Consider the following 19,163-nt stretch of genomic DNA (forward strand, 5'->3'; position numbering starts at 1 on the left):
TTAGTTGTCCTTCATCCTATTTAAACCTGACATTTCAGCACGATAAAGCCAGTAATCCCCGTATTCGCCCGAGACGAGCATGACCTTTCCGTCCTCGCTCAGCTTTATGTAGCCGAGCGAATCTCCCGGGACCCGGACGTGGAAGACCTCGTGAAAGTCGTCGAGGGAGTAACAGTGGATAACACCATCCTTGGCGGTAACGACGAAGTTATCGTTCGCGAAATAGGGAAAGCCCGGGAGGACTTTCACCTCTGTGAGGTTCCATGTAAAGACGTGCGTATCCTCCAGTGGCTCGTGGCGGAAGATGTAGTTTTTGGTAGGGATGAGCGTCCACCTAAGGAGTGTTGTCTGGCCGAAACCCGCTTTTTCTATGCTCGCAAGCACTTTTCCATCGAGCGATAGAACCTTCAGCGTATCCCCATAGCTTGCCACTAGCTTGTCGCCGTAGGCGAGCACGCTGGTAGTGTTAAGGGTCAGGACAGCGGAGCCGTTTCTCATGACGACCTCTTTATTGCCTTTGTCCAAAAGCACGAGGCCCGAATCGGAGACCCACTTGAGCGAGTATTTGTTCTCGAGTTCGAGTTTCGTTCCGTCGCACACCAGAACCTGATCGGTTGCGGTCACCGCCATGAGGTAGCAGAAGTGGTTCCCGCTCGGTGAGCGCAGTATGTCGTCCGGAACGCTTCCGGCACCTCCCTCATGGGTCTCTCCAACCTTTCCGGACCAATCGTAGATTCTTACGCCCGTGAACTCCCCGTAAGAGCCGAGGACGTAGGCTTTACCCTCAACAATGGCCACCCCAGCAACAACTGGCTCCACGATGTCTCCCGGTTCCATCAGGTCAAAGGAAACCGCGCTTCCGTCGGGACTTGCAAGGTAAATCCTGTGTCCCCACCAGTCTATCACGGCGGCCAAACTCCCGTCCGGGGCCAGGTCCATAACCGGCATGTCGGAGGTGTTGACGTGCCATACGACGCTCATGTTCCACGTCTCCGGGCCGGGTGCGGTTGTGGTCTGGGTTTGGGGAGAACTCGAGGTTGGGGTGTAGGTATGTGTCCGGGAGCTAGACGTTGATGTGCCAGAGCCCCCGAGGCATCCAGCCAGCAGGAGCATTCCCGCTATCAGCGGAATAACGAGTGCTTTTCCTTTCATACTTCCTTCCTCCAAAGCCCGCGAAGAAAGAAAAGCGGGCCTTAGGGGGTTGTATAATATTGGCCACACCGGTATTAAAGACTTTCCAAAACTTCAAACAAACCTGTAGCTTTTCGAGGGCTATCTAAAAGGGCTGGCGGTCATCGTATTGGTCGCGAAGCAACAAGTCCTTGAATGGAACGGGCTTTGCCCCTGCTCTTTCCCCTGCAAATCGGGCCAGATCAAAGACCCACCTCACACTACTTACGATCCCCACATCCGCCGTCGCCACAGCTTCAAAGGCCTTCAGCTCGTGATCCGGGCTCTTAACGAGCCGTGCTTCCCCAGAAACATTGAACTCCGAAAGGAGCTCGGTAGTCAGCGCTTTAACGAGGCCGCTTCCCGGATTGTTCCTGCCGTAAAAAAAGACAGCTCTTTCAGGAGAAAGCTCGGAAAGGGCCGAGATGATGAACCTCAGATTCTCAGCGGTGTGCTGGTGGGGCCTGTACTTTCCCCGGTACTCCAAATCCCGGACGAGGCCGTCCTCGCAGAGTACAGCCTTCCCGGTGAGGAGCGACTCAAGGGTTATGAGGACGTTGAAGCCGTCCACCCCGAGAACTCGCCCCCCAACTCGTTCTGGAGAAAGGAGCTTTTGTTTAACTTCCCCAATCCAGGAATCCGAGAAAACACAGCGAGCCAAGAGGTGCCGCTCCTCCTTCCTCAGCCGGTAATGGTTCGCCACGAAGTTTAGGGCGACACTCTTCCGGTAGCCCCTGTTGAGGAGGTATTTGAGATCGCGGTAGGCCTCAACCAGCATGGAGAAAAATGGGAAAAGGCTCAGATAACCTTTTCGAGGGTCTCGCCGTCCTTGCCGGTGTGGATCCTCAGCTTAACCTTTCCGGTGAGCAGGGAGCTCTTGACCTTTTTCGTCAGTATCTCGTCCACCTGAAAGATCCCCGCCGGGTGCTTCATCCAGATCTCAATGAGTACCGGTTGCCTCTCGTCGCCCTCCCTTATCTCAACCCGCTCTATGGCCAGGGCGGAGACCGAGTGGATATCCACGCGATCCTTCTTGTAAGCTAACCTGCTCCTTCCAGATTCCATGTCGCAGCCGTCGGCAATAGTGACGAGCGAGCCCTCTATTGTGGTGCACGGCACGTGCTCGTCGTGGGTGTATATTGCGTTGAGCGTTAGGGCCTTCAGGAGAAGTGGATCGCGCTTTTCAAACTCGTTCACGAGCTTGTCTATTATCGGCTCCGCAAGGAAGGCGCTGAACTCGTAGTGGTTTATCCTGTGGATCATGTTCCCTATGTCGTGGAAGAGGGCTCCAAAGGCCACGATGAACTTGCTCCACCAGAAGGGTTTGCCGAGCTTCTCGGCCGTCGTCTGGATCCCGAACTTCGTGATTATTCTGAGGAGCTCAAGGGCGCGCCTCGTCGTTAAGAGAACGTGAACGGGCCCGTGATCGTTGAACTGGTAGACGTTGAGCACTATGTAGTTGGTCGTGTCGAAGTAGTAGTGGTACTCCTTGAAGGTTCTCTCGTATGCCCTGTAAAGCCTCTCGTCCTCAAAAAGCTCCCTGATCTCACGGAGTATCTCCTCCTCGCTGTACATTTTCACCACCTCCGGCGGTGGAGGCTTTGGGGTTTTAAGGGTTTTGAATGCGGACGTTTCCAAAGCCCAAGCTCTGAACCCAGAGGTTGCACATGTTTTTGACCCAAGGGAAAACAGGAAGGGAAAGGGGATCACCTTCGCCGGAGTGCCAGCAGGGGGCCGAGGATCAGCCCAACTAGAAGGGCGGGGCCACACATCGTTTTCTCCCCCTTGGCGGAGGTAGTGGTTTGTGTGCTTGATGTGTTAGTCCCTGTAGTTGATGTTGTGCTCGTGGTTTCTGTATCCATTCCCGATATCGTACCGTTTATTGGTGGCCCGGGATGAGTCTTAAAGACAGGTTTTCCCCATTTACAGGTTACATTAGTTCCGTTCCTCCAGCACTCGAATGTGATGTAGTCATGACACTCACCGAAGAAAGATCCATGGAGAGTCATGTTAAAGACCGTTGCATTCATTCCAATTTCCCACTTTTTTATCGAGCTATTCCAGTAGCCCTTGTACCAGTGCTTTCCAGTAACGTTCGGCAAGTAGTTCCTAACACCCCACTGATACTCCCTGAGGACTTTTGACAAATTCCAATCTGAAAGCTTGAAAGGAACGTCTTCCATTGTTGTTGGGTAGTACTCGGTGATTCTCTCAATTTTCTCTGACCTCGATCCGGAGCGATAGTAGACGATTCTTATCAAGTGCGTTTTGTTGTAGGGTTTGAGTATGAAGAGCTCTTGAATTGAAGTGTCATTGAATAGATTTGTTGGAGGGGTTCCGTACTTCAAGGTTGCGTCTCCCCTAATGCAGATGCAGAGGTAAGTTCCGTTCTGATCAAGTTTCTCAAGAGCATTAAACGCACTAACCGGCTGAAGGAACATCAAAAAGGCAAAAAGCAGGGGAAGGAACCTTTTCATCTCCTCACCCCCAGCGGGCGATCATATAGTAACCAACACAGGTGTACGGGCCGGTTTTCGGGATGTAGCCAGAGGGCAGATCCTGATCGGGGCTGCCGTCGAAGTCAAGGTCGAGGTAAAGTCCTGCATCGTAGGAATAGAACCAATTCTCAGCCGTGTGACCCTTGGCGAGAAGGTGGAAGATAGCCTTATATATGAGAGTATCGTGAGAACTATTCTCACCTTCTAATCACCTCCAAACCGCCAAGATTAAATTAAGGCACTTCTGTTTAAAAACTTCCCTACTAACTTTCGATGATAAAATTAGGGGAACCAAAAAAAGGAGAATACCTAATAAACATCGACATCACCCCTAGCCTCATTAAGACGATCAAGGTCCATCTTGATCAGATAGGGCGGGAGAAACGCCGGGAGATAAACCAAAATCAGTGGGAATGTGAACGCGGTCGAGAGGGTTGGGACCAGCATCAGGAGGACAAAGGGGAGGCCTTTTTCGGCGATCCGTCTGACGAGCCGGTGGTAGAGGTAGCTGAGGATCAACGGGCTCAGGAGGAGCAATATACCGCCGAGCGGCTCCGGGAGGGATTTTATTTCATCTGAGAAATAAAGGGCCAGGATCGTGAGGAAGGGAACAACGTTGAAGAACGAGAACATCCTGTCAACGATTTCCCGGGGATTTTCCTTTACGTCCCTGATCGAGGGAATGCCAACGAGACCGATGTAAAACGTTGGGGAAAGGAAGATCACAACCGCAAGCCGATCTCTCAGAAAGAGCTCATCCCACCACGCAAAGATGAGCGACAGGAGAATTATCGGCATGATGAAGATTATCTTCATCAGGAGGATAGCCTGTTTTATCTTTCCCGCCGCGTACTCATTGGGGATTACATCATCGTACGGCATGATTGGGAGATGGTTTGAGACGTTTAAAATTTTCCGATACGGTTCACTCAAGCATTCCCTCGAGCTCCAGTATCTTTTTCGAGCGGAGGTAAACAACAGGAATCCCTTTCTCGCGGAGGCGCTTCTTCAGCCCCTTGTCGTTGGTGCAGACGATAACGCGCTCGTTTTTGATCGCGAAGTCGTAGATCTGGTCGTCTATCGGTCTCTTCCCAAACTCCCCGATTTCAACGGTCTCAAAGCGCTCCGCTAGTTTCTTCGCCATTCTAACAGCGAGCAAATCCCTTCCTCGCGTCTTCCGCTCTATAACGTCGAGCTCACGGAGAACCACGTTGGGGATTACGATTTTGAACCTGACATCGAGGATTCTGTTGAGCTCACCAACGATATCAACCCCGAACTGGCCGGGAACGAGGAGGAAGTTCGTGTCAGGAAGGACGAGCCATTCTCTCCTATGGACCATTGCGACCACCGGAAAGGAAAGAGAAGAGGGCTCACTCCCTTATGAAGCCGTAGCCGATGAGGCGCCACCTGCTTCCGATCTGCCTGCTTATGGCAACCCTGTCGCCAACCTCAGCGCAGACGGGAATCTGGAGCTTGAGCTCGACCTCGTCCTTGCCGAGCCCGGTGACGAGGCCCATCGTCCTTGCCGTTCCGACGTTGAGGAGGAGAACCTCCTTCCTCTTGATGGGCTCAACCTTGAGCTCGTCCTCGGTTCCAACCACGCGCTCGAGCAGGTGAACCTCGATGCGGAGCTCGTCCCACACAGGCGGTAACTTTCCGGGCTTTCCTACAACGTTTCCAGCCATTAGGTCACCCTTGGTGAGGTAGGGGTCGAGCTTCGTTCCAACGCCGACGAGTCCACCGGGATAGGCCTCCTCGACGAACCTTCCACCTGCCTGAAGCGAGACGATCTCGGTCGTTATCGGCTCGTACTTGATTCTGCCGTGCTCCTCGTAGGGAACCCCTGGGCGGATCTCTATCTCGTCTCCGACCTTGAGCTTGCCCTGGACTATCGAACCACCTATAACACCGCCGATGAGCTTCTCCGGCGGTGTTCCGGGCTTGTTTACGTCGAAGCTCCTCAGGACGAGCATCTTGGGAGGCTTGTTCGGGTCGCGCTTTGGAGTGGGTATGAACTTCTCTATCGCCGCGAGGAGGACGTCAACGTTCGCGCCGTGCAATGCAGAAATCGGGATTATCGGGGCGTTCTCTGCGACAGTCCCCTTGATGAAGTCCTTGATCTCCTGGTAGCGCTTTATGACGGTCTCCCTGTCAACGAGCTCGATCTTGTTGAGCGCTATAACGATGTTCCTGTTGCCGACTATCTGCAGGGCCATGAGGTGCTCCCTGGTCTGGGGCATTACCCCCTCGTTGGCGGCAACGACAAGAACGGCACCGTCCATGAGAGAGGCTCCAGCGAGCATCGTCGTCATCAGCGCCTCGTGGCCCGGCGCGTCTATGAAGGAAACGCGCCTCTCGAACTCTGTCTCGGCGCCGCAGTACGGGCAGACCGGAGAAGTGGAGTAACGCCCGCACTTCGGGCACTTCCTTATCTCCGCGTCCGCGAAGCCTATCTTTATCGTGATACCTCTCCTGAGCTCCTCGCTGTGCGTGTCGGTCCATATTCCGGTTAGAGCCTTGGTGAGCGTCGTCTTCCCGTGGTCAACGTGACCTACCATTCCAATGTTGACCTCGGCCTGTTTAAACTTCTTTGCCATCTCTCTCACCCCTAAGGCTAAAAAGCGGGGACGTTTATTAAGGTTATCCATAACCCACGTTGCCGAGAGGGGGCGAAAGAATCAACGCGGATAAAAGGGAGAAATGAAAAAGAACAAAAAGGCGGATTCACCAGTTGACCTCGTACTCGAAGGTTACACTCCTCGAACCGCCCGCCGGGACCGTGAGAATAAACTCCACGTACTGCGCAGTCTCATCAGAGGGGCTTATGGTCGAGCTGATGAGCTTTCCACCGTACTTGTAGTGGCGGACTATTACAGTCTTCGACTCGTCGCCGAAGTTTTCGATAGTCACCTTAATCCTGTACTTTGCCCAGCCCTCGCCGTGTTCTGAGTCGAGAACCTTCGTAGTGCCCTTGAGGTCGTAGTCCTTGCCGATGCCGATTCTCACCACATCGCCCTTTGGTGTGTGCTCGATGTGGTTCTCCCCTATTAGAAGGTTTCCACCCTCGGTTTCCCGGTAGATCTCCACGACTCCGGCAGGGAGAACCCTGTCAGCCTTGAAGGAGATGGACTCGTAAACGTTGGCCGTTCTGTCATAGCTCCAGCTCTCGTAGAGGTACTGCCTCTTTATCTCCACCTCCGTCGAGATGTAGGGTATCATCATCGTGCTCGCGGCCTTTATGTCCGTCGGGCCCAGGGGATAGACGTGGAAGGCCTCTACCTTAACCGGCTCTCCCTGACTGCCCCCTGACTTTTCCGCCGCCACAGCGAGGGTGTAAACGTACCTCGGGGAATAGGGGCTGTAAAACTGAACGTCACCCGAGACGAGGGCGACCTTGGCATTTTCGTACTCCTTCGAGGTGGGGTTCTTCACGATAATGTAACCAAAAAGGCGGGCGGTTTTTTCGCCCAGGTAGAGTTTGTACCTGCTCCCCCAGCTCATTCCAGGGACGCGATAGGTCACTTCAACGGCGTACTTTCCATCTTCGGGGGCGGAGAAGAGGGCGTAGACGCCGCCTTTCTTTTCCATCCGCGAGGCTTTGAAGTAGACCAGCTCGCTCGGATTCACCGCGTACAGTCCGTCCTCACCCTGGATCACGAGCTTGCCGTCCTTTAAACCGAGGAACTTGCCCCTGATTACGTCCCCGCTCGAGGTTTTCACCTCGACGTCGCTGCCCACGTTCGAGTCGTACATGTTCTCACTCGATTCAGAGCTGTAGAGCCCGAGGAACTGGACGTTGGGGTCAAGGGGTCTCACCGTTATCTCCTCAACGTTCAGGCCGGCTAGGTCATCCAGCTGAACCCTGTTGATTCCCTTCTTAAGGCTCAGGTTCAGAACCTCGCTGATGACGCCAATCTCGGCCGAGTCATAGAGGGCAACCGTTGTGTCGCTACTTGCGGCCCGGATCTGCTCGGTGCCGTGGAGGGCCACCATGAGGATTATCACGAGGGCCACCCCGGCAAGAACTTTAAACGCGTTTCTCATATCCCATCACCATGAACAATTGGTTCTTCATGGTACTTATACCATAACCATAGCTTCAAAAGCCGTTGAAGTGTTCCTGGGCCGTTAGGAAGCCCTAACTCCTTGGCAAATGGAAACCCTTTTAACCTTCCCCTCTGAGTGATAAACGTCAGGCTTACGAGGTGATTGAAATGAGCCGTGTCGAAGAGGCAAGGAAGATAATCGAGAAGGCCAAGGCCGAGAACAGGCCGCTCGTCGAGCCCGAGGCGAAGGAGATACTCCGCCTTTACGGCGTCCCGGTTCCGGACTTCAAGGTCGCGACCAACGAGGAGGAGGCCGTTAAGTTCGCCCGTGAAATCGGGTATCCGGTGGTTATGAAAATCGTTTCTCCGCAGATTATCCACAAGAGCGACGCCGGTGGTGTTAAGGTCAACATCAAGAACGACGAGGAAGCGAGGGAAGCCTTCAGAACAATCATGGAGAACGCCAGGAAGTACAAGCCCGACGCCGACCTCTGGGGCGTCATAATCTACAAGATGCTCCCGCTCGGCAAGGAAGTTATAGTCGGTATGATACGCGACCCGCAGTTCGGTCCAGCTATAATGTTCGGTCTCGGTGGAATCTTCGTCGAGATTCTCAAGGATGTTTCCTTCCGCGTCGCCCCGATTACCAAGGAGGAAGCCCTTGAGATGATTAAGGAAATCAAGGCCTACCCGATTCTCGCCGGAGCGCGCGGTGAGAAGCCGGTGGACATTGAGGCCCTTGCAGACATCATCGTCAAGGTCGGCGAGCTCGCCCTTGAGCTTCCAGAGATTAAGGAGCTCGACATCAACCCGATTTTTGCCTATGAGGACTCAGCTGTTGCCGTCGACGCGAGGATGCTCCTCTGAGGGCTTTTGCCCTCTTTCCATAATTATTCTAAATTTCCTCGCTATTTAGAAGTCAAACCTTCTTCCATTCACCTGGATTATAACAGCCGTTATTATAATGGCGGTTATACTAATGGCCATTATACTTCTCCCCAGAGAGCCCGAAGGGATTAAAGTCACGGACTGGTGAGACTTTTTGAAGATCTCCAAACAGGAATTACTCACTTTTCTTTTTGTCTGTTAGAACATCATGAGCTGTTTTCGCGCTACTCTACAGCATGGGAAATCCTTATAAAGTTCAAAAGCGTACTCTTTTTGTTATAAGGTGACACAAATGGGGTGCGGCGGATGAGGTTTGCAATAAGACTCATGCCGGAGAATGAGCCGTACCGCGTCCCGTTCAACCACCTCCGCCACCTTCAGGGGCTTATCTACAGGAGGATTCAAAGGATGAACCCCAACCTGAGCTTAAGGCTGCACAACCCCAAAGTTCCGAAGTTCTTCACATTCTCGCTTTTCATGACCGAACGCAGGGAGTTCCTCAACGGAAAGCCCCACTTCCTCGGCTCCGGGAGGGGCTACTTCTACTTCTCAACTGCCGTTCCGGAGATAGCGGAAGCGTTCATAGGCGGACTCCTCCAGAACCCTGAGCTTACCCTCTGGGGTGAGAGGTTTACCGTGGAGGAAGTTAGGGCCATTGCAGAGCCGGAAAAGCTGAGCGGAAGAAAGTTTGTAACTCTCTCGCCGATAGCGGTGACGACGAAGAGGATCCAGTTCGGAAGGCCGAGGAGCTACGATCTTGGACCGGACGAGCCGGAGTTCTACGAGCACCTGAGGGAGAACCTCGTCGAGAAGTACACCGCCCTGACCGGGAGGCCTCCGGAAACCGGGGAGCTGAAGGTGAGAGTTCTCCTAGCCAAGCCGAAGCGCTTCGAGGTGAAGCCCGGAATATACCAGAGGGCGTGGCATCTCGTTTTCAGGGCCTACGGCGATGAGGGTCTGCTGAGGATCGGCTATCTGGCGGGTTTTGGTGAGAAGAACTCGATAGGGTTTGGGATGGTGAAGGTTGATGGGAGGAAAGAGAGAGTGAAAAGGCGCTGGAAGGGAGGTGGCAGAAATCGGGAAGGTAAAGCCGCTTGATGTGTATTCAAAAAGGCAAGTGAGAAAGCCTCTAGTGTTCGATAACCCCATTCACATGATCATAGCACTTCATTCGGAGTGAGATGCTATAAGCCGTCGGAGTGATAATTCTTAAACCAGAGGAACCACGAGCTTTTTCCTTCCCCGCTTCTCCTTTTTGATGTAACCTTTTCTTTCCAAGCGAGACACATACTCACTTATAAAAGGCGTGGAATACGTTGAATCGTTTATGAGTTCCAATTGATTTCTCAGTTCTGTAAGACTCGGCGGCCGTCTCCTCCTTTTTATATAATCCTGTGCGAGTTTCAATATCTGTAACTCTAAGGGAGTTAGCTGAACTTTGGGGTCCACCACGGGAAACTCTATAACACCGCCCTTCTCCGTGACGTAAAAGACGGACTTTATTGCTTCTGGATTCTCATTTCTGACAAGAACGGCCGCATAGAGGAGTTCATACCCCACTATTCGCCTCCCACCTGTGATGTTTATTACTGTCTCGGGAATTATGAGCTTCTTAAACTCTTCTATCCTCTCTTGGAACAGGTATGGTTCTTTGACTTCTATCACTGCCACAGGGATTCCTAGGCCTTTAAATCCTTCCTCTGCGTCTTTAACTTTGGAGAGGACTATCTCTCGATATTCCTTGGTGGCATCTTCCCTTATTGAATAAAGCACGACAGCACTGCTGATTTGGGAGTTCCCTTCGCTGATTCTCTTGGGCAGTATCACCTCTCCATTTCTGAATATGTGATTGATGTGTTCCCCTACTGTAACCACGTATCTCATTCTCCCACCATACTTGATTAAATCTCAATACTTAATAAACTTAACTTAACTACCTAAAACAATGCTTAAATATTGCTTCCGCACTATGTTTAGTATGGTGTTCCCTATGGAAGAGTGGATTCGGAACATTGGAAGGTACCTCAGCTATCTGGTAGATGAGAACTTTGGAGAATACGCCTATGACATCGTTGATGGCATCGCCAAAGCCAGAACCGGGGAGGAACTCCTCGAAAACGTTTACAAGGCCCTCAGGCTCGCGCCGAAGCTGGAAAAGAAGGCTGAAAAAAAGTGTAACTTCAGGAAACCTTCTCCAGCGGACATCGAGGCTCTTGAGAGGGAAGTTGAATCCGTTTCCAATGACCCTCACAAGCTCCGCAGGCTCGCGCTCAAGCTGGCCCTCTGGGCATTCGCCTACTGGAATCACTGCCCTAAAAAGGAGCAGAAAAACGAAGGGGGTGAAAACTGATGTACGTTCGGATAAGCGGTAGGGTCAGGTTGAACGCTCATTCCTTAAACGCTCAGGGCGGAGGGGGAAGCAACTACATCGAGGTCACCAAGACGAAAGTGACTGTGAAGACCGACAACGGCTGGGCCGTCGTCGAGGTTCCGGCCATTACGGGGAACATGGTGAAGCACTGGCACTTCGTCGGCTTCGTGGACTACTTTAGAAAGACACCATTCAAGGATAACCTCACCGAGAGGGCGCTGAGGTACAACGGGACGAGGTTTGGGCAGGGCGAGACTAAGGCAAAGAAGGCAGATGGCACGGAGGTTGAGCTCAAAGATGAGGGGAAAATAATAAAGCACCTCGCCGATGCAGACGTCCACGGCTTTCTTGCCCCAAAGACCGGGGTTAGGAGGGTCTCCCTCGTCAAGACCTCGTTCGTGGTTCCCGCGGAGGACTTCATAAGGGAGGTCGAAGGCGAGCGCCTGATAAATGCCGTAAAGCACAATCGTGTTGACATTACTGAGAAGGGTACCATAGGAAGCTCTGAGGAAGGAACCGCTCAGATGCTCTTCAGCAGGGAGTACGCGACAGGTCTCTACGGCTTCTCCGTGGTTCTCGACCTCGGCCTCGTTGGGGTTCCCCAGTCGAATATCGCCGGAGGAAGCGCAATCCCCGACAACGAGAGAAAGGAGAGAATCAAGAGCGCCCTGCTTGCTCTGATTCCTATGCTCAGCGGCTACATCGGGGCGAACCTCGCGCGCTCTTTCCCGCTTATGAAGGTCGAGGAATTCATAGCGGTAGCAAGCGCAGAACCCATCCCCGCACTCGTCCACGGCTTTTACGATGACTACGTTGAGGCAAGCGGGGCAATAGTGGAGAACGCTCGTAAGCTGGGCTTCGACATCAAGGCCTTTGCTTACAACACTAAGTTTGTAGAAAGTGCTAATGAAGTTTCGTCAGTCGAAGAACTCGTGGGCAAACTCCTCGAAACGCTAGAATATTCCAGCGGAGGGAGTAGCTGAATGGACGTTCTCCTCGTGCGCCTCCGTTTTCCATTTTATTCCGTCGCCAGAAGGTCGTTTCAGGTGAGGACCTCCCTGTTATTGCCGTCACCCTCGGCGCTCAAAGGGGCCCTTGCGAGGGGTCTCGTGCTAGTGAAAGGCATCAAGGGAGAAAACCTTGATGAAGTCGCCAGAAAGGCTGTGAAAGACATCGAGGACAAGCTGGTGGACGTTAGGGCCGTTGAAGTCGCTCCGCTGACGCCGATGGTCAAAACTGCGTTCCTGTTAAAGAGGCTGAGGAACCTCGAACCTATAAGGGACAAGAAGAAACTCAAAACTCCAGAAGACTGGGAGAAGGCAATGACCAAGGACGACGCCATGAGGCGTGAATACGTTTTCACCCATGAACTCCTCGTGGCCTATGTCTTTAAGGGTTTATCTGGGGAGGAGAAGGAACTCTACCTGAAGGCCGCGATGCTGATTGACACCATCGGGGATACAGAGAGCCTCGCAACCGTCGTCTGGGCGGATTTTGTTAGCCCGAGTGAGAAGAGTGCCCCGTTGGCGTTTTACGCGCCCTATCAGGAGATTTCACAGGCCTTAGCTAACAAGGTAAGGAACGGTGGGGCCGTTAAAGTTCATACGGAGACCATGCTCGTGTCGCCGGACTACGGGAGCAGAAGGGAGGAGGTTTTCTACCTTCCCGTTGAGGAAAAGCGGAGGAAGAGAGTCGTTTACTATGAGAGAACTACAAAGGTCCCCGATGTCGAGAATGCAATCGAGCTGAACGGGGAGGTGCTGGGATTATGGCTTCCCGGGAACTGAGCGCTGAGGAACTCTTCAGGCGCATAACTGGCCACGAGCCATACGACTACCAGCTCAGGGCATGGGAGAAGATAGATACGGCCATGTCCAATGGTGGAAAAGTCGTGATTGAGGTTCCTACTGCAGGAGGAAAGACAGAGGCCGCCATCGTGCCATTCTTGGTTGAAGCATACAACGGAACGTGGGCGGTTTCGAGGCTAATCTACGCCCTCCCCACGAGGTCTCTCGTTGAGAAACAAGCCGAAAGAATACGCAAACTCCTTGTGAAGGTTCTGGAACTCAAGGGGAAGTCAGAGAGAGAAGCCAAAGAACTCGCAGAAAGGCTTGTAATCGTTGAGTACGGCCTCGAACCAACCCACGCCTTCCTCGGCTGGGTCGTCGTTACCACTTGGGACGCCTTCCTCTACGGTCTTGCCGCCCATAGAACAGTTGGTAGGAGGTTTACATTCCCGGCTGGAGCCATAGCCCAGAGCCTCGTCGTCTTCGATGAAGTTCAGATGTACCAGGACGAGAGCCTTTACATGCCTAGACTTCTCTCACTCGTTGTAAAGCAACTCTCAAAAGCCAATGTTCCGGTAGTCGTGATGAGCGCAACAATCCCGAGCGAACTCAGGAAGATGATATCTGGAGAGCCAGAAATCGTCATGGTAAGGTCGGATGATGGTAAGAAACCCGAGAGGGGGAAGGTGAGCGTTCAGGTCGTCGAGGGAACTATCGAGAGCGTGCTCGATGACATTAAGAAGGCCCTAAAAAGGAAAGAGCGAGTTCTTATCGTCAGGAACACCGTTGATAGGGCCGTCTCAACATATCTTACGCTGAAGCCAGTCGCCGAAGAGCTTGGGGTGGAGGCCCTTCTGATACACGGTCGCTTTGCCGTTGAAGACCGAAAGAAAAAGGAAAGGGCGCTCGACGGAGCCCAACTCATCGTGGCAACCCAGGTTGTGGAGGCGGGCCTCGATCTGCTGAACGTCGGCCTCGTCGTGACAGACATAGCTCCCCTCGATGCCCTCATACAGCGCATTGGAAGATGTGCGAGAAGAAAAGGAGAGAAGGGTAAGGCGATAGTGCTTGTTGAAACACAAGATATCGGTAGCTTTCCTAAGATTAAAAGTTTCTCTGAGGCCCGCAGAATCATCGAGGAGAGAATCGGGGCAAAAATAGAGCCATTCGTCGAGTTCGAAAACCATAAGGAGTACAAGCGTGTTCTCAAGCTAACTCTTGTTTCAGATAAGAAGCAGACCACCTGGTACATCGGAACTCTCGAAACGATTAAAGAGCTCAAAAAGAAAAAACCACCAAAGGACCTCTTCATCGTTCCCTACGACACCGCCCCGTACGACCCTCTCGTGTTGCTCCGCACCTACGACGAGCTCGACTCCTTAGGGCATTACCTCTACAACGTCGAAGAAGCGAGAAAAGCGCTCGATAGGGTTTATGAGTTCCACTACGCCAACAACATCGTACCAAAGGAATTCCACTCCGCTTATATCTACTTCAGGGAGCTTAAACTTTTCTCTGCACCGCCAGAATACGAGTTACGCTCACGGCCCGAGCTGTATTCAATGCTTTATATTCTCGATGAGGACCTGGAGAAGGAATTGAAGCCCAATTCGAGGAACGAGGTGAATCTCAATCCAAACAGAATAATTCGCATCAGTCACTCCACTTTGGGGGCTATGTGGGACTCAATAAAGAATTGCATCAAAAGAAAGGTCGTGAGAGAGTGGGATTCGAAAAAAGAAAAGTATCGCTGGGTTCTTGAGAGCGTCAACGAGAAGAGCCCCAGAGCACTGACAATCTACGCCGTCTCCAAGGATTGCTACAGCGAGGAGCTCGGCCTCTGGAGGCGGACAAGCGACGCCACTGTAAATGGGAGAAAAGAGGTCAACCAAACCCAGGTGACCAGAACTTCTAAAACTCACGAAAAGAAAAACTTCGAAAAGAAAGGTCAGGCCACACTTCTTGACTTCGTGGGGGGTGAGTGAATGACTCTTCTCGCGTTCAAGGGTCAGCCCCTTGAGGAACACGTGAAGGCTATGTTGCAAGCATGGAATGAAGTAAAGGGCAAATACATACCTTCCATAATCAGGGCGATGAAAGCTTACGGCGTCGAGCTAAGCAGAGAAAAAGTGGATAGGCTTATGAGAGCGCTTATAATTCTTCATGACTCCGGAAAGGGGGCGAGGATTTACCAGGATTATCTTAAAGACGGGGAGAAGCTTGGAGGTTTCAGGCACGAGCTGGTGAGTGCGTACTATGCTCTGAAAATCCTTTCACAGCTCTTCGAAGAGAGAACGGCGTTCGTTGGCTCACTTGTTGTTATGCTCCACCACGAGCCGATACTCATGGGGCAGATTGCCAACTTTGACAGGGACTCCCTGTCTGCAGAAGTGACCCTGGACAAGCTGAGAAACTTTGATGGAGTGGTCTCAGAACTGGACGAGTTCCTGAGGAAAAGTTTCAAGAAGTACCTTGGTGCGGACGTTGAAGTTCCCAACGCGGAGACGGGGGAAGTCGTCAGGACTGTGGTGGAGCTTAGCGTGAAGGCACGCCACCTTCCCGACGCTGGAAAGCTTCGCTTAATCGTTGGGGCTCTGCTCATTCCGCTCGTCCTATGTGACTACAAAGGCGCTGAGGATAGAGAAGGGGAGACCCCAAAGTTCGCTGAAGTTCTTGAGGCGGAGTGGATGGGGGTGGTATGAGTGGAGACTTACCAAACCCCTAGCGTTGATGGGATATTCGACCTTTACGTGGCATACGGCTATGTTGAAGCCCTTGTGCGGGGCGGGGCGAAAGAGGTAACCCTTATTCCAAGGGGAACTTTGGAAGGAGGTTATTACAGCGTTAGAGGCGACGGGGACTTTAGGAGTGGACTAATTGGTGCGCTTAAGGAGATGCTTTCGCTACACTACGCTTTCGGTAACTACCGTTATTCCCGTGAGGGTGTCAAAGTTATAAGCGACGCCGACTTCAGCGCGGGGGCAAATGTGAATAATACGTATTGGGATAGCGTTCCATCGCGATTGAGGGATGTCCGTGAGAAGTTAAAGGAAGGGAAAAAGCTTGGGGGAAAGTATCCTCTCCCCATAACTCTTATGCCCTCTGCTGGCAAATTCATACCAAAACACATGGGGGTTCAAGGAGGGAATCCCCTCAAAATAGATCCTCTAAACTATGCTCTTGCCTGGGTGGGATTCCACTATTACACTCCTTACATTAGGTATACTAAGGGCACCAGAACGTGGGTGCACATCTATCAGGTCGCGCCCCAAGAAGAACTAAATCTCTTTGAAGTGCTCGCCCTCAAGGACCTGAAGAAACACTTTCCCCACTACTACGAGGCTAATATGAGCTATCTCTCAAATCCCCGTCTTGCGCTGTTCTACCACATTCTCCATACTGAAAGTCTCGGCGCCGTTGAAGAAGTAACGAGAAAGTTCCTTCTTGTAAGGTCGTATACTCTCGAGAGAGATGGTAACAACCAGGCCATACGCTCCTATGGTGAGGAAGATCTTGGGAAACTGATGGACTTTCTCTGGGAACTGAAAAAGAGGAGCACCTACCACACGGTTAGGTTCTTTGACGCGCTCCTCAGAAAGGAAAGTGAAGCCGTTTTGGCCGTTATAGATGCCGTCATTAATGACAGGCCAGAGGGGCTTTACCAAGGACTCAGGATTGCAAAGAGAGCTGGTATAACTCCCCCTCAAAGTGTCGTTGAAGGCATGGAGGCATTCATCGATGAGACTTAAACTCCTGCTCCACTTTGAAGAGCCCTTCCTCATCCCCTACAACTACCCTCGCCCGCTCTACTTATTCCTAATCCATGCGATAAAGCTGGGAGACCCAATGATAGCGAAACGCATACACGAGAACAAAAAGGACATCAAGTTCGTTGCCTCTAAGTTGTTCCCGGTGAGGAGTGCCGAAAAAACCGATAAAGGCCTGCTTGTAAAGTCCGGAAAGGTCGAGCTCCTCGTGGGCTCCCCTGCGTGGCCAGTTCTGGAGGCCCTTGCCAACGGACTCGCCATCGGCATCGGCCAGCTTCATATACTCCGGAAACGCCTTCTTGATGTGGAAGTTAGACCTGTTGAAACCCCTAAGCGCCTCTCCGGACGGAAGCTTAAAACTCTCTCACCGGTCAGCGTTTACCACAACAATCCTCCCAACGGTTTCAGACAGTGGGACCTCTCGCCGGTTGGCCAGCCAAACAGCCCCTTCGAGAATGAGCCAGCCGTATGGAAGGAACTGGTCTTTAGAAACCTTCGCGAGAAGTATTTCATGGTTTACGGGGAGTCTTTTGAGGGAGATTTCGAGATTGAGGTTTTCCCGGAAAGCGCGAGGAGCAAGATGTTCAGGATTAAACGCGATGACAGAACCGGAAGGCACACTCAGGTTCGCGCCTGGGAGTTCTACTTCAGAATGCAGGGTGATGAGGAGTTGCTCCGCGTTGCCCGGGACACTGGACTCGGAATGAGGAATGCTCACGGTTTTGGGATGATTGGGATGGTCTGAATGAACCTCCCTAAGGAAATCGAATCTTTCAACGAGAGAATTAGGAACGCCATAAACGGCAACCACAGGCCCGAGAGGAGGATATGGGTAACCTCTCTAAGCTACTGCCTCAGGAAGACCGCCCTCGATATCTACCTCAACGCGTACAGCCCCTCACGCAACTGGGAGGCCAGGATAGGCTCCGCCCTGCACGGCTGGCTGGCGGACGTAGTGGGGAGCGCGGAGTTCGAAGTTCCGGTTGAATATCAGATAAGAGACGGGTGGAAGCTCGTTGGAAAGGCCGAGGCCGTTAAGGGCCCCTACGTTCTTGAGTTCAAGTTCAAGGGGTTTGAGGGCAACGGGGAAGGGATTCCGCGAAAAAATTACGACCTTGAGCACGCGGAGCCATCGCGGGAGTGGGTCGAGCAGATTAACGCCTACATGGGAATGCTCGGAAAGGAGAAGGGATACATCTACATCTTCGATAGAAACGGGCTTGACTTCCGGGTGTTTCCTGTCGAGTTTGATGAGACTCTCTTCAGGAGGTTCCTGAGGAGGGCCGAAAGGGTCATTGAGGCCGTAGAGGAGCTGGAAAGCGGGAAGTTCCCGCGCTGGATATCGACGGTCGGGAGAAAGGACTGGGTGTGCAACCGTTGTCCTTACCGGCCAATTTGCGCCGAGATTGATAGGGAGGAGCTAAAGGTCAGATGATGTCCTCCATCGGGTTCTTTTCCGTTCCGAGGACGTCGCGGAGGGGCTGTGAGCGAAGGCGGTAGATTACAACGGAGTCCTCATTTTCGTCTATTATCTCCCTCAGTCCGGCCTTAATCCTCTCGTACTCGGCCCTCGTGACTTCTCCCTCGAAGACGCTGTTCTGGACCCAGTGGAGGTGCCGGCGGAGGAACTTCTTGACGTGGTTGACGCGCCTGACGTTGACGTCGTAGACAACGATGATGTACATAATACCACCATAGGGGTCAGGAAGTTCTGGATTTAACCTTTTCTGACATATCACGCTAGAAGTTCTTCAATTTTCAAAAAAGGCTGTTTGAGAGGAGGAAAATTGAAAATCTTCCCTCGAATACGGCTGGAAATCAATTTTTGTTGTTTTAAAATTGTTACTTATTGTTACATATTCCCGCTTGAACTGTAACGAATTTTCTTCGAGAATTGAAACGGAGCTCGTCAATCCCCCAGATAATGCCATAACCTGTGGAAAATGATGTTATTTTAGATTCAACATCTTTAATCGTCGATTTTGGAGTTTAACGGCATCAAACGGATTTGCATTTCTCAAACCGTTTTACCAACATTATAGGAAGGATTCTTCTGGCCACCATTTTGGAAATCCAGAGATGCACAACGACTCCAATTGGAGGGGATCTGTGCCTTCTTTTCCAGAAGGTTTCCAGAAAAGCTTAAATATATGAGAACGTACAACCCCCTGTTGGGCAAACGGACGGAAAATCCGCCCTGTTGCAATAAGACTCTAGGAGAATTGAAAGGGAGATTGGTCAACTCTGGCTTGACTGGAGGGCTGGTGTTGCAATAAGACTCTAGGAGAATTGAAAGCGCGTAAATGAGGGCCGGGTAATTCGCGAGATAAGCGTTGCAATAAGACTCTAGGAGAATTGAAAGATACTCAAAGCCGGCCCCAACAGCCCCAAAATAATCAGTTGCAATAAGACTCTAGGAGAATTGAAAGCTGGATCTCCCACACGGCCTGGGCCTTCTCAACCTGCGTTGCAATAAGACTCTAGGAGAATTGAAAGTAGTTCTTAACGAAACTCCGCACCCTCCTCCTAACTCGTTGCAATAAGACTCTAGGAGAATTGAAAGTTGGGGTGCTCTACCTCGCTAGGACTGGCAAAAAGAGGGTTGCAATAAGACTCTAGGAGAATTGAAAGCT

Annotated in this window: 20 protein-coding genes and 1 CRISPR repeat array (1 of these 21 cut by a window edge); of the genes, 10 read left to right on the forward strand and 10 right to left on the reverse strand. The window is 52.0% G+C overall.

Annotated elements, in window-relative coordinates:
* The 8 genes from TGAM_RS06480 to TGAM_RS06515 form a co-directional block, all read right to left on the reverse strand.
* On the reverse strand, nt 1-1,152 hold the full coding sequence (locus TGAM_RS06480; RefSeq protein ID WP_238516188.1) for a hypothetical protein: 1,152 nt from the start codon (nt 1,150-1,152) through the stop codon (nt 1-3).
* 124 nt (nt 1,153-1,276) lie between these two features.
* Nucleotides 1,277-1,948, reverse strand: a complete 672-nt coding sequence (locus TGAM_RS06485) for a DUF434 domain-containing protein (RefSeq protein ID WP_015858895.1) — start codon at nt 1,946-1,948, stop codon at nt 1,277-1,279.
* Between the two features lie 20 nt (nt 1,949-1,968).
* Nucleotides 1,969-2,745 carry an HD domain-containing protein gene (locus TGAM_RS06490; RefSeq protein WP_048811220.1) on the reverse strand — a complete coding sequence of 259 codons (777 nt, stop codon included), beginning with the start codon at nt 2,743-2,745 and terminating at the stop codon, nt 1,969-1,971.
* Between the two features lie 131 nt (nt 2,746-2,876).
* A complete protein-coding gene (locus TGAM_RS06495; protein ID WP_015858897.1) occupies nt 2,877-3,647 on the reverse strand; it encodes a CGP-CTERM sorting domain-containing protein in 771 nt (256 codons plus the stop codon).
* Nucleotides 3,648-3,977: 330 nt separating this feature from the next.
* Nucleotides 3,978-4,550: a hypothetical protein gene (locus TGAM_RS06500; RefSeq protein ID WP_148206279.1), complete on the reverse strand. Its 573-nt coding sequence runs from the start codon at nt 4,548-4,550 to the stop codon at nt 3,978-3,980.
* A gap of 43 nt (nt 4,551-4,593) precedes the next feature.
* Nucleotides 4,594-5,010, reverse strand: coding sequence for a PIN domain-containing protein (locus TGAM_RS06505; protein WP_048811221.1), 417 nt, complete (start codon nt 5,008-5,010; stop codon nt 4,594-4,596).
* A 31-nt stretch (nt 5,011-5,041) separates the two neighbouring features.
* Nucleotides 5,042-6,268: a translation initiation factor IF-2 subunit gamma gene (gene eif2g, locus TGAM_RS06510; RefSeq protein ID WP_048811222.1), complete on the reverse strand. Its 1,227-nt coding sequence runs from the start codon at nt 6,266-6,268 to the stop codon at nt 5,042-5,044.
* Nucleotides 6,269-6,395: 127 nt separating this feature from the next.
* A complete protein-coding gene (locus tag TGAM_RS06515) occupies nt 6,396-7,715 on the reverse strand; it encodes a DUF4139 domain-containing protein (protein ID WP_015858901.1) in 1,320 nt (439 codons plus the stop codon).
* Nucleotides 7,716-7,885: 170 nt separating this feature from the next.
* On the opposite strand from TGAM_RS06515, the gene TGAM_RS06520 reads away from it, so the two are divergent.
* Both TGAM_RS06520 and cas6 (TGAM_RS06525) read left to right on the forward strand, forming a co-directional pair.
* A complete protein-coding gene (locus TGAM_RS06520) occupies nt 7,886-8,584 on the forward strand; it encodes an acetate--CoA ligase family protein (RefSeq protein ID WP_015858902.1) in 699 nt (232 codons plus the stop codon).
* Between the two features lie 327 nt (nt 8,585-8,911).
* Complete coding sequence (cas6, locus tag TGAM_RS06525; protein WP_048811223.1) at nt 8,912-9,703, forward strand: CRISPR-associated endoribonuclease Cas6; 792 nt, start codon at nt 8,912-8,914, stop codon at nt 9,701-9,703.
* 111 nt (nt 9,704-9,814) lie between these two features.
* Here the strand turns inward: cas6 (TGAM_RS06525) and TGAM_RS06530 are convergent, their stop codons facing one another.
* On the reverse strand, nt 9,815-10,489 hold the full coding sequence (locus TGAM_RS06530; protein WP_015858904.1) for a LexA family protein: 675 nt from the start codon (nt 10,487-10,489) through the stop codon (nt 9,815-9,817).
* Nucleotides 10,490-10,583: 94 nt separating this feature from the next.
* On the opposite strand from TGAM_RS06530, the gene TGAM_RS06535 reads away from it, so the two are divergent.
* From TGAM_RS06535 to TGAM_RS06570, 8 genes are read left to right on the forward strand one after another with little or no spacing between them, the layout of a single operon-like run.
* Nucleotides 10,584-10,955: a hypothetical protein gene (locus tag TGAM_RS06535; protein ID WP_238516189.1), complete on the forward strand. Its 372-nt coding sequence runs from the start codon at nt 10,584-10,586 to the stop codon at nt 10,953-10,955.
* Nucleotides 10,955-11,959 (forward strand): type I-A CRISPR-associated protein Cas7/Csa2, encoded by a 1,005-nt coding sequence (gene cas7a, locus TGAM_RS06540; protein WP_015858906.1) that lies wholly within the window; start codon nt 10,955-10,957, stop codon nt 11,957-11,959. The genes TGAM_RS06535 and cas7a overlap by 1 nt, the downstream gene beginning before the upstream one ends.
* On the forward strand, nt 11,960-12,763 hold the full coding sequence (gene cas5a / locus TGAM_RS06545) for a type I-A CRISPR-associated protein Cas5a (protein WP_015858907.1): 804 nt from the start codon (nt 11,960-11,962) through the stop codon (nt 12,761-12,763).
* Nucleotides 12,745-14,748: a CRISPR-associated helicase Cas3' gene (cas3, locus tag TGAM_RS06550; protein WP_015858908.1), complete on the forward strand. Its 2,004-nt coding sequence runs from the start codon at nt 12,745-12,747 to the stop codon at nt 14,746-14,748. Before cas5a ends, cas3 begins: the two co-directional genes overlap by 19 nt.
* Complete coding sequence (locus TGAM_RS06555) at nt 14,749-15,465, forward strand: CRISPR-associated endonuclease Cas3'' (protein ID WP_015858909.1); 717 nt, start codon at nt 14,749-14,751, stop codon at nt 15,463-15,465.
* Entirely contained in the window at nt 15,466-16,512 is a 1,047-nt protein-coding gene (cas8a2, locus tag TGAM_RS06560) for a type I-A CRISPR-associated protein Cas8a2/Csa4 (protein WP_015858910.1), read from the forward strand.
* Nucleotides 16,502-17,275, forward strand: a complete 774-nt coding sequence (cas6, locus tag TGAM_RS06565) for a CRISPR-associated endoribonuclease Cas6 (protein WP_015858911.1) — start codon at nt 16,502-16,504, stop codon at nt 17,273-17,275. Before cas8a2 ends, cas6 (TGAM_RS06565) begins: the two co-directional genes overlap by 11 nt.
* On the forward strand, nt 17,276-17,965 hold the full coding sequence (locus tag TGAM_RS06570) for a CRISPR-associated protein Cas4 (protein ID WP_015858912.1): 690 nt from the start codon (nt 17,276-17,278) through the stop codon (nt 17,963-17,965).
* On the opposite strand, the gene cas2 is transcribed toward TGAM_RS06570, so the two are convergent.
* Nucleotides 17,958-18,215 carry a CRISPR-associated endonuclease Cas2 gene (gene cas2 / locus TGAM_RS06575; protein ID WP_015858913.1) on the reverse strand — a complete coding sequence of 86 codons (258 nt, stop codon included), beginning with the start codon at nt 18,213-18,215 and terminating at the stop codon, nt 17,958-17,960. The two genes, TGAM_RS06570 and cas2, sit on opposite strands and share 8 nt — an antisense overlap.
* Nucleotides 18,216-18,729: 514 nt before the next feature.
* Nucleotides 18,730-19,163: a CRISPR direct-repeat array (repeat unit 30 nt; unit sequence GTTGCAATAAGACTCTAGGAGAATTGAAAG); it runs 1,007 nt beyond the window's last position.

Source organism: Thermococcus gammatolerans EJ3 (assembly GCF_000022365.1).
GTDB classification, from domain to species: Archaea; Methanobacteriota_B; Thermococci; order Thermococcales; family Thermococcaceae; genus Thermococcus; species Thermococcus gammatolerans.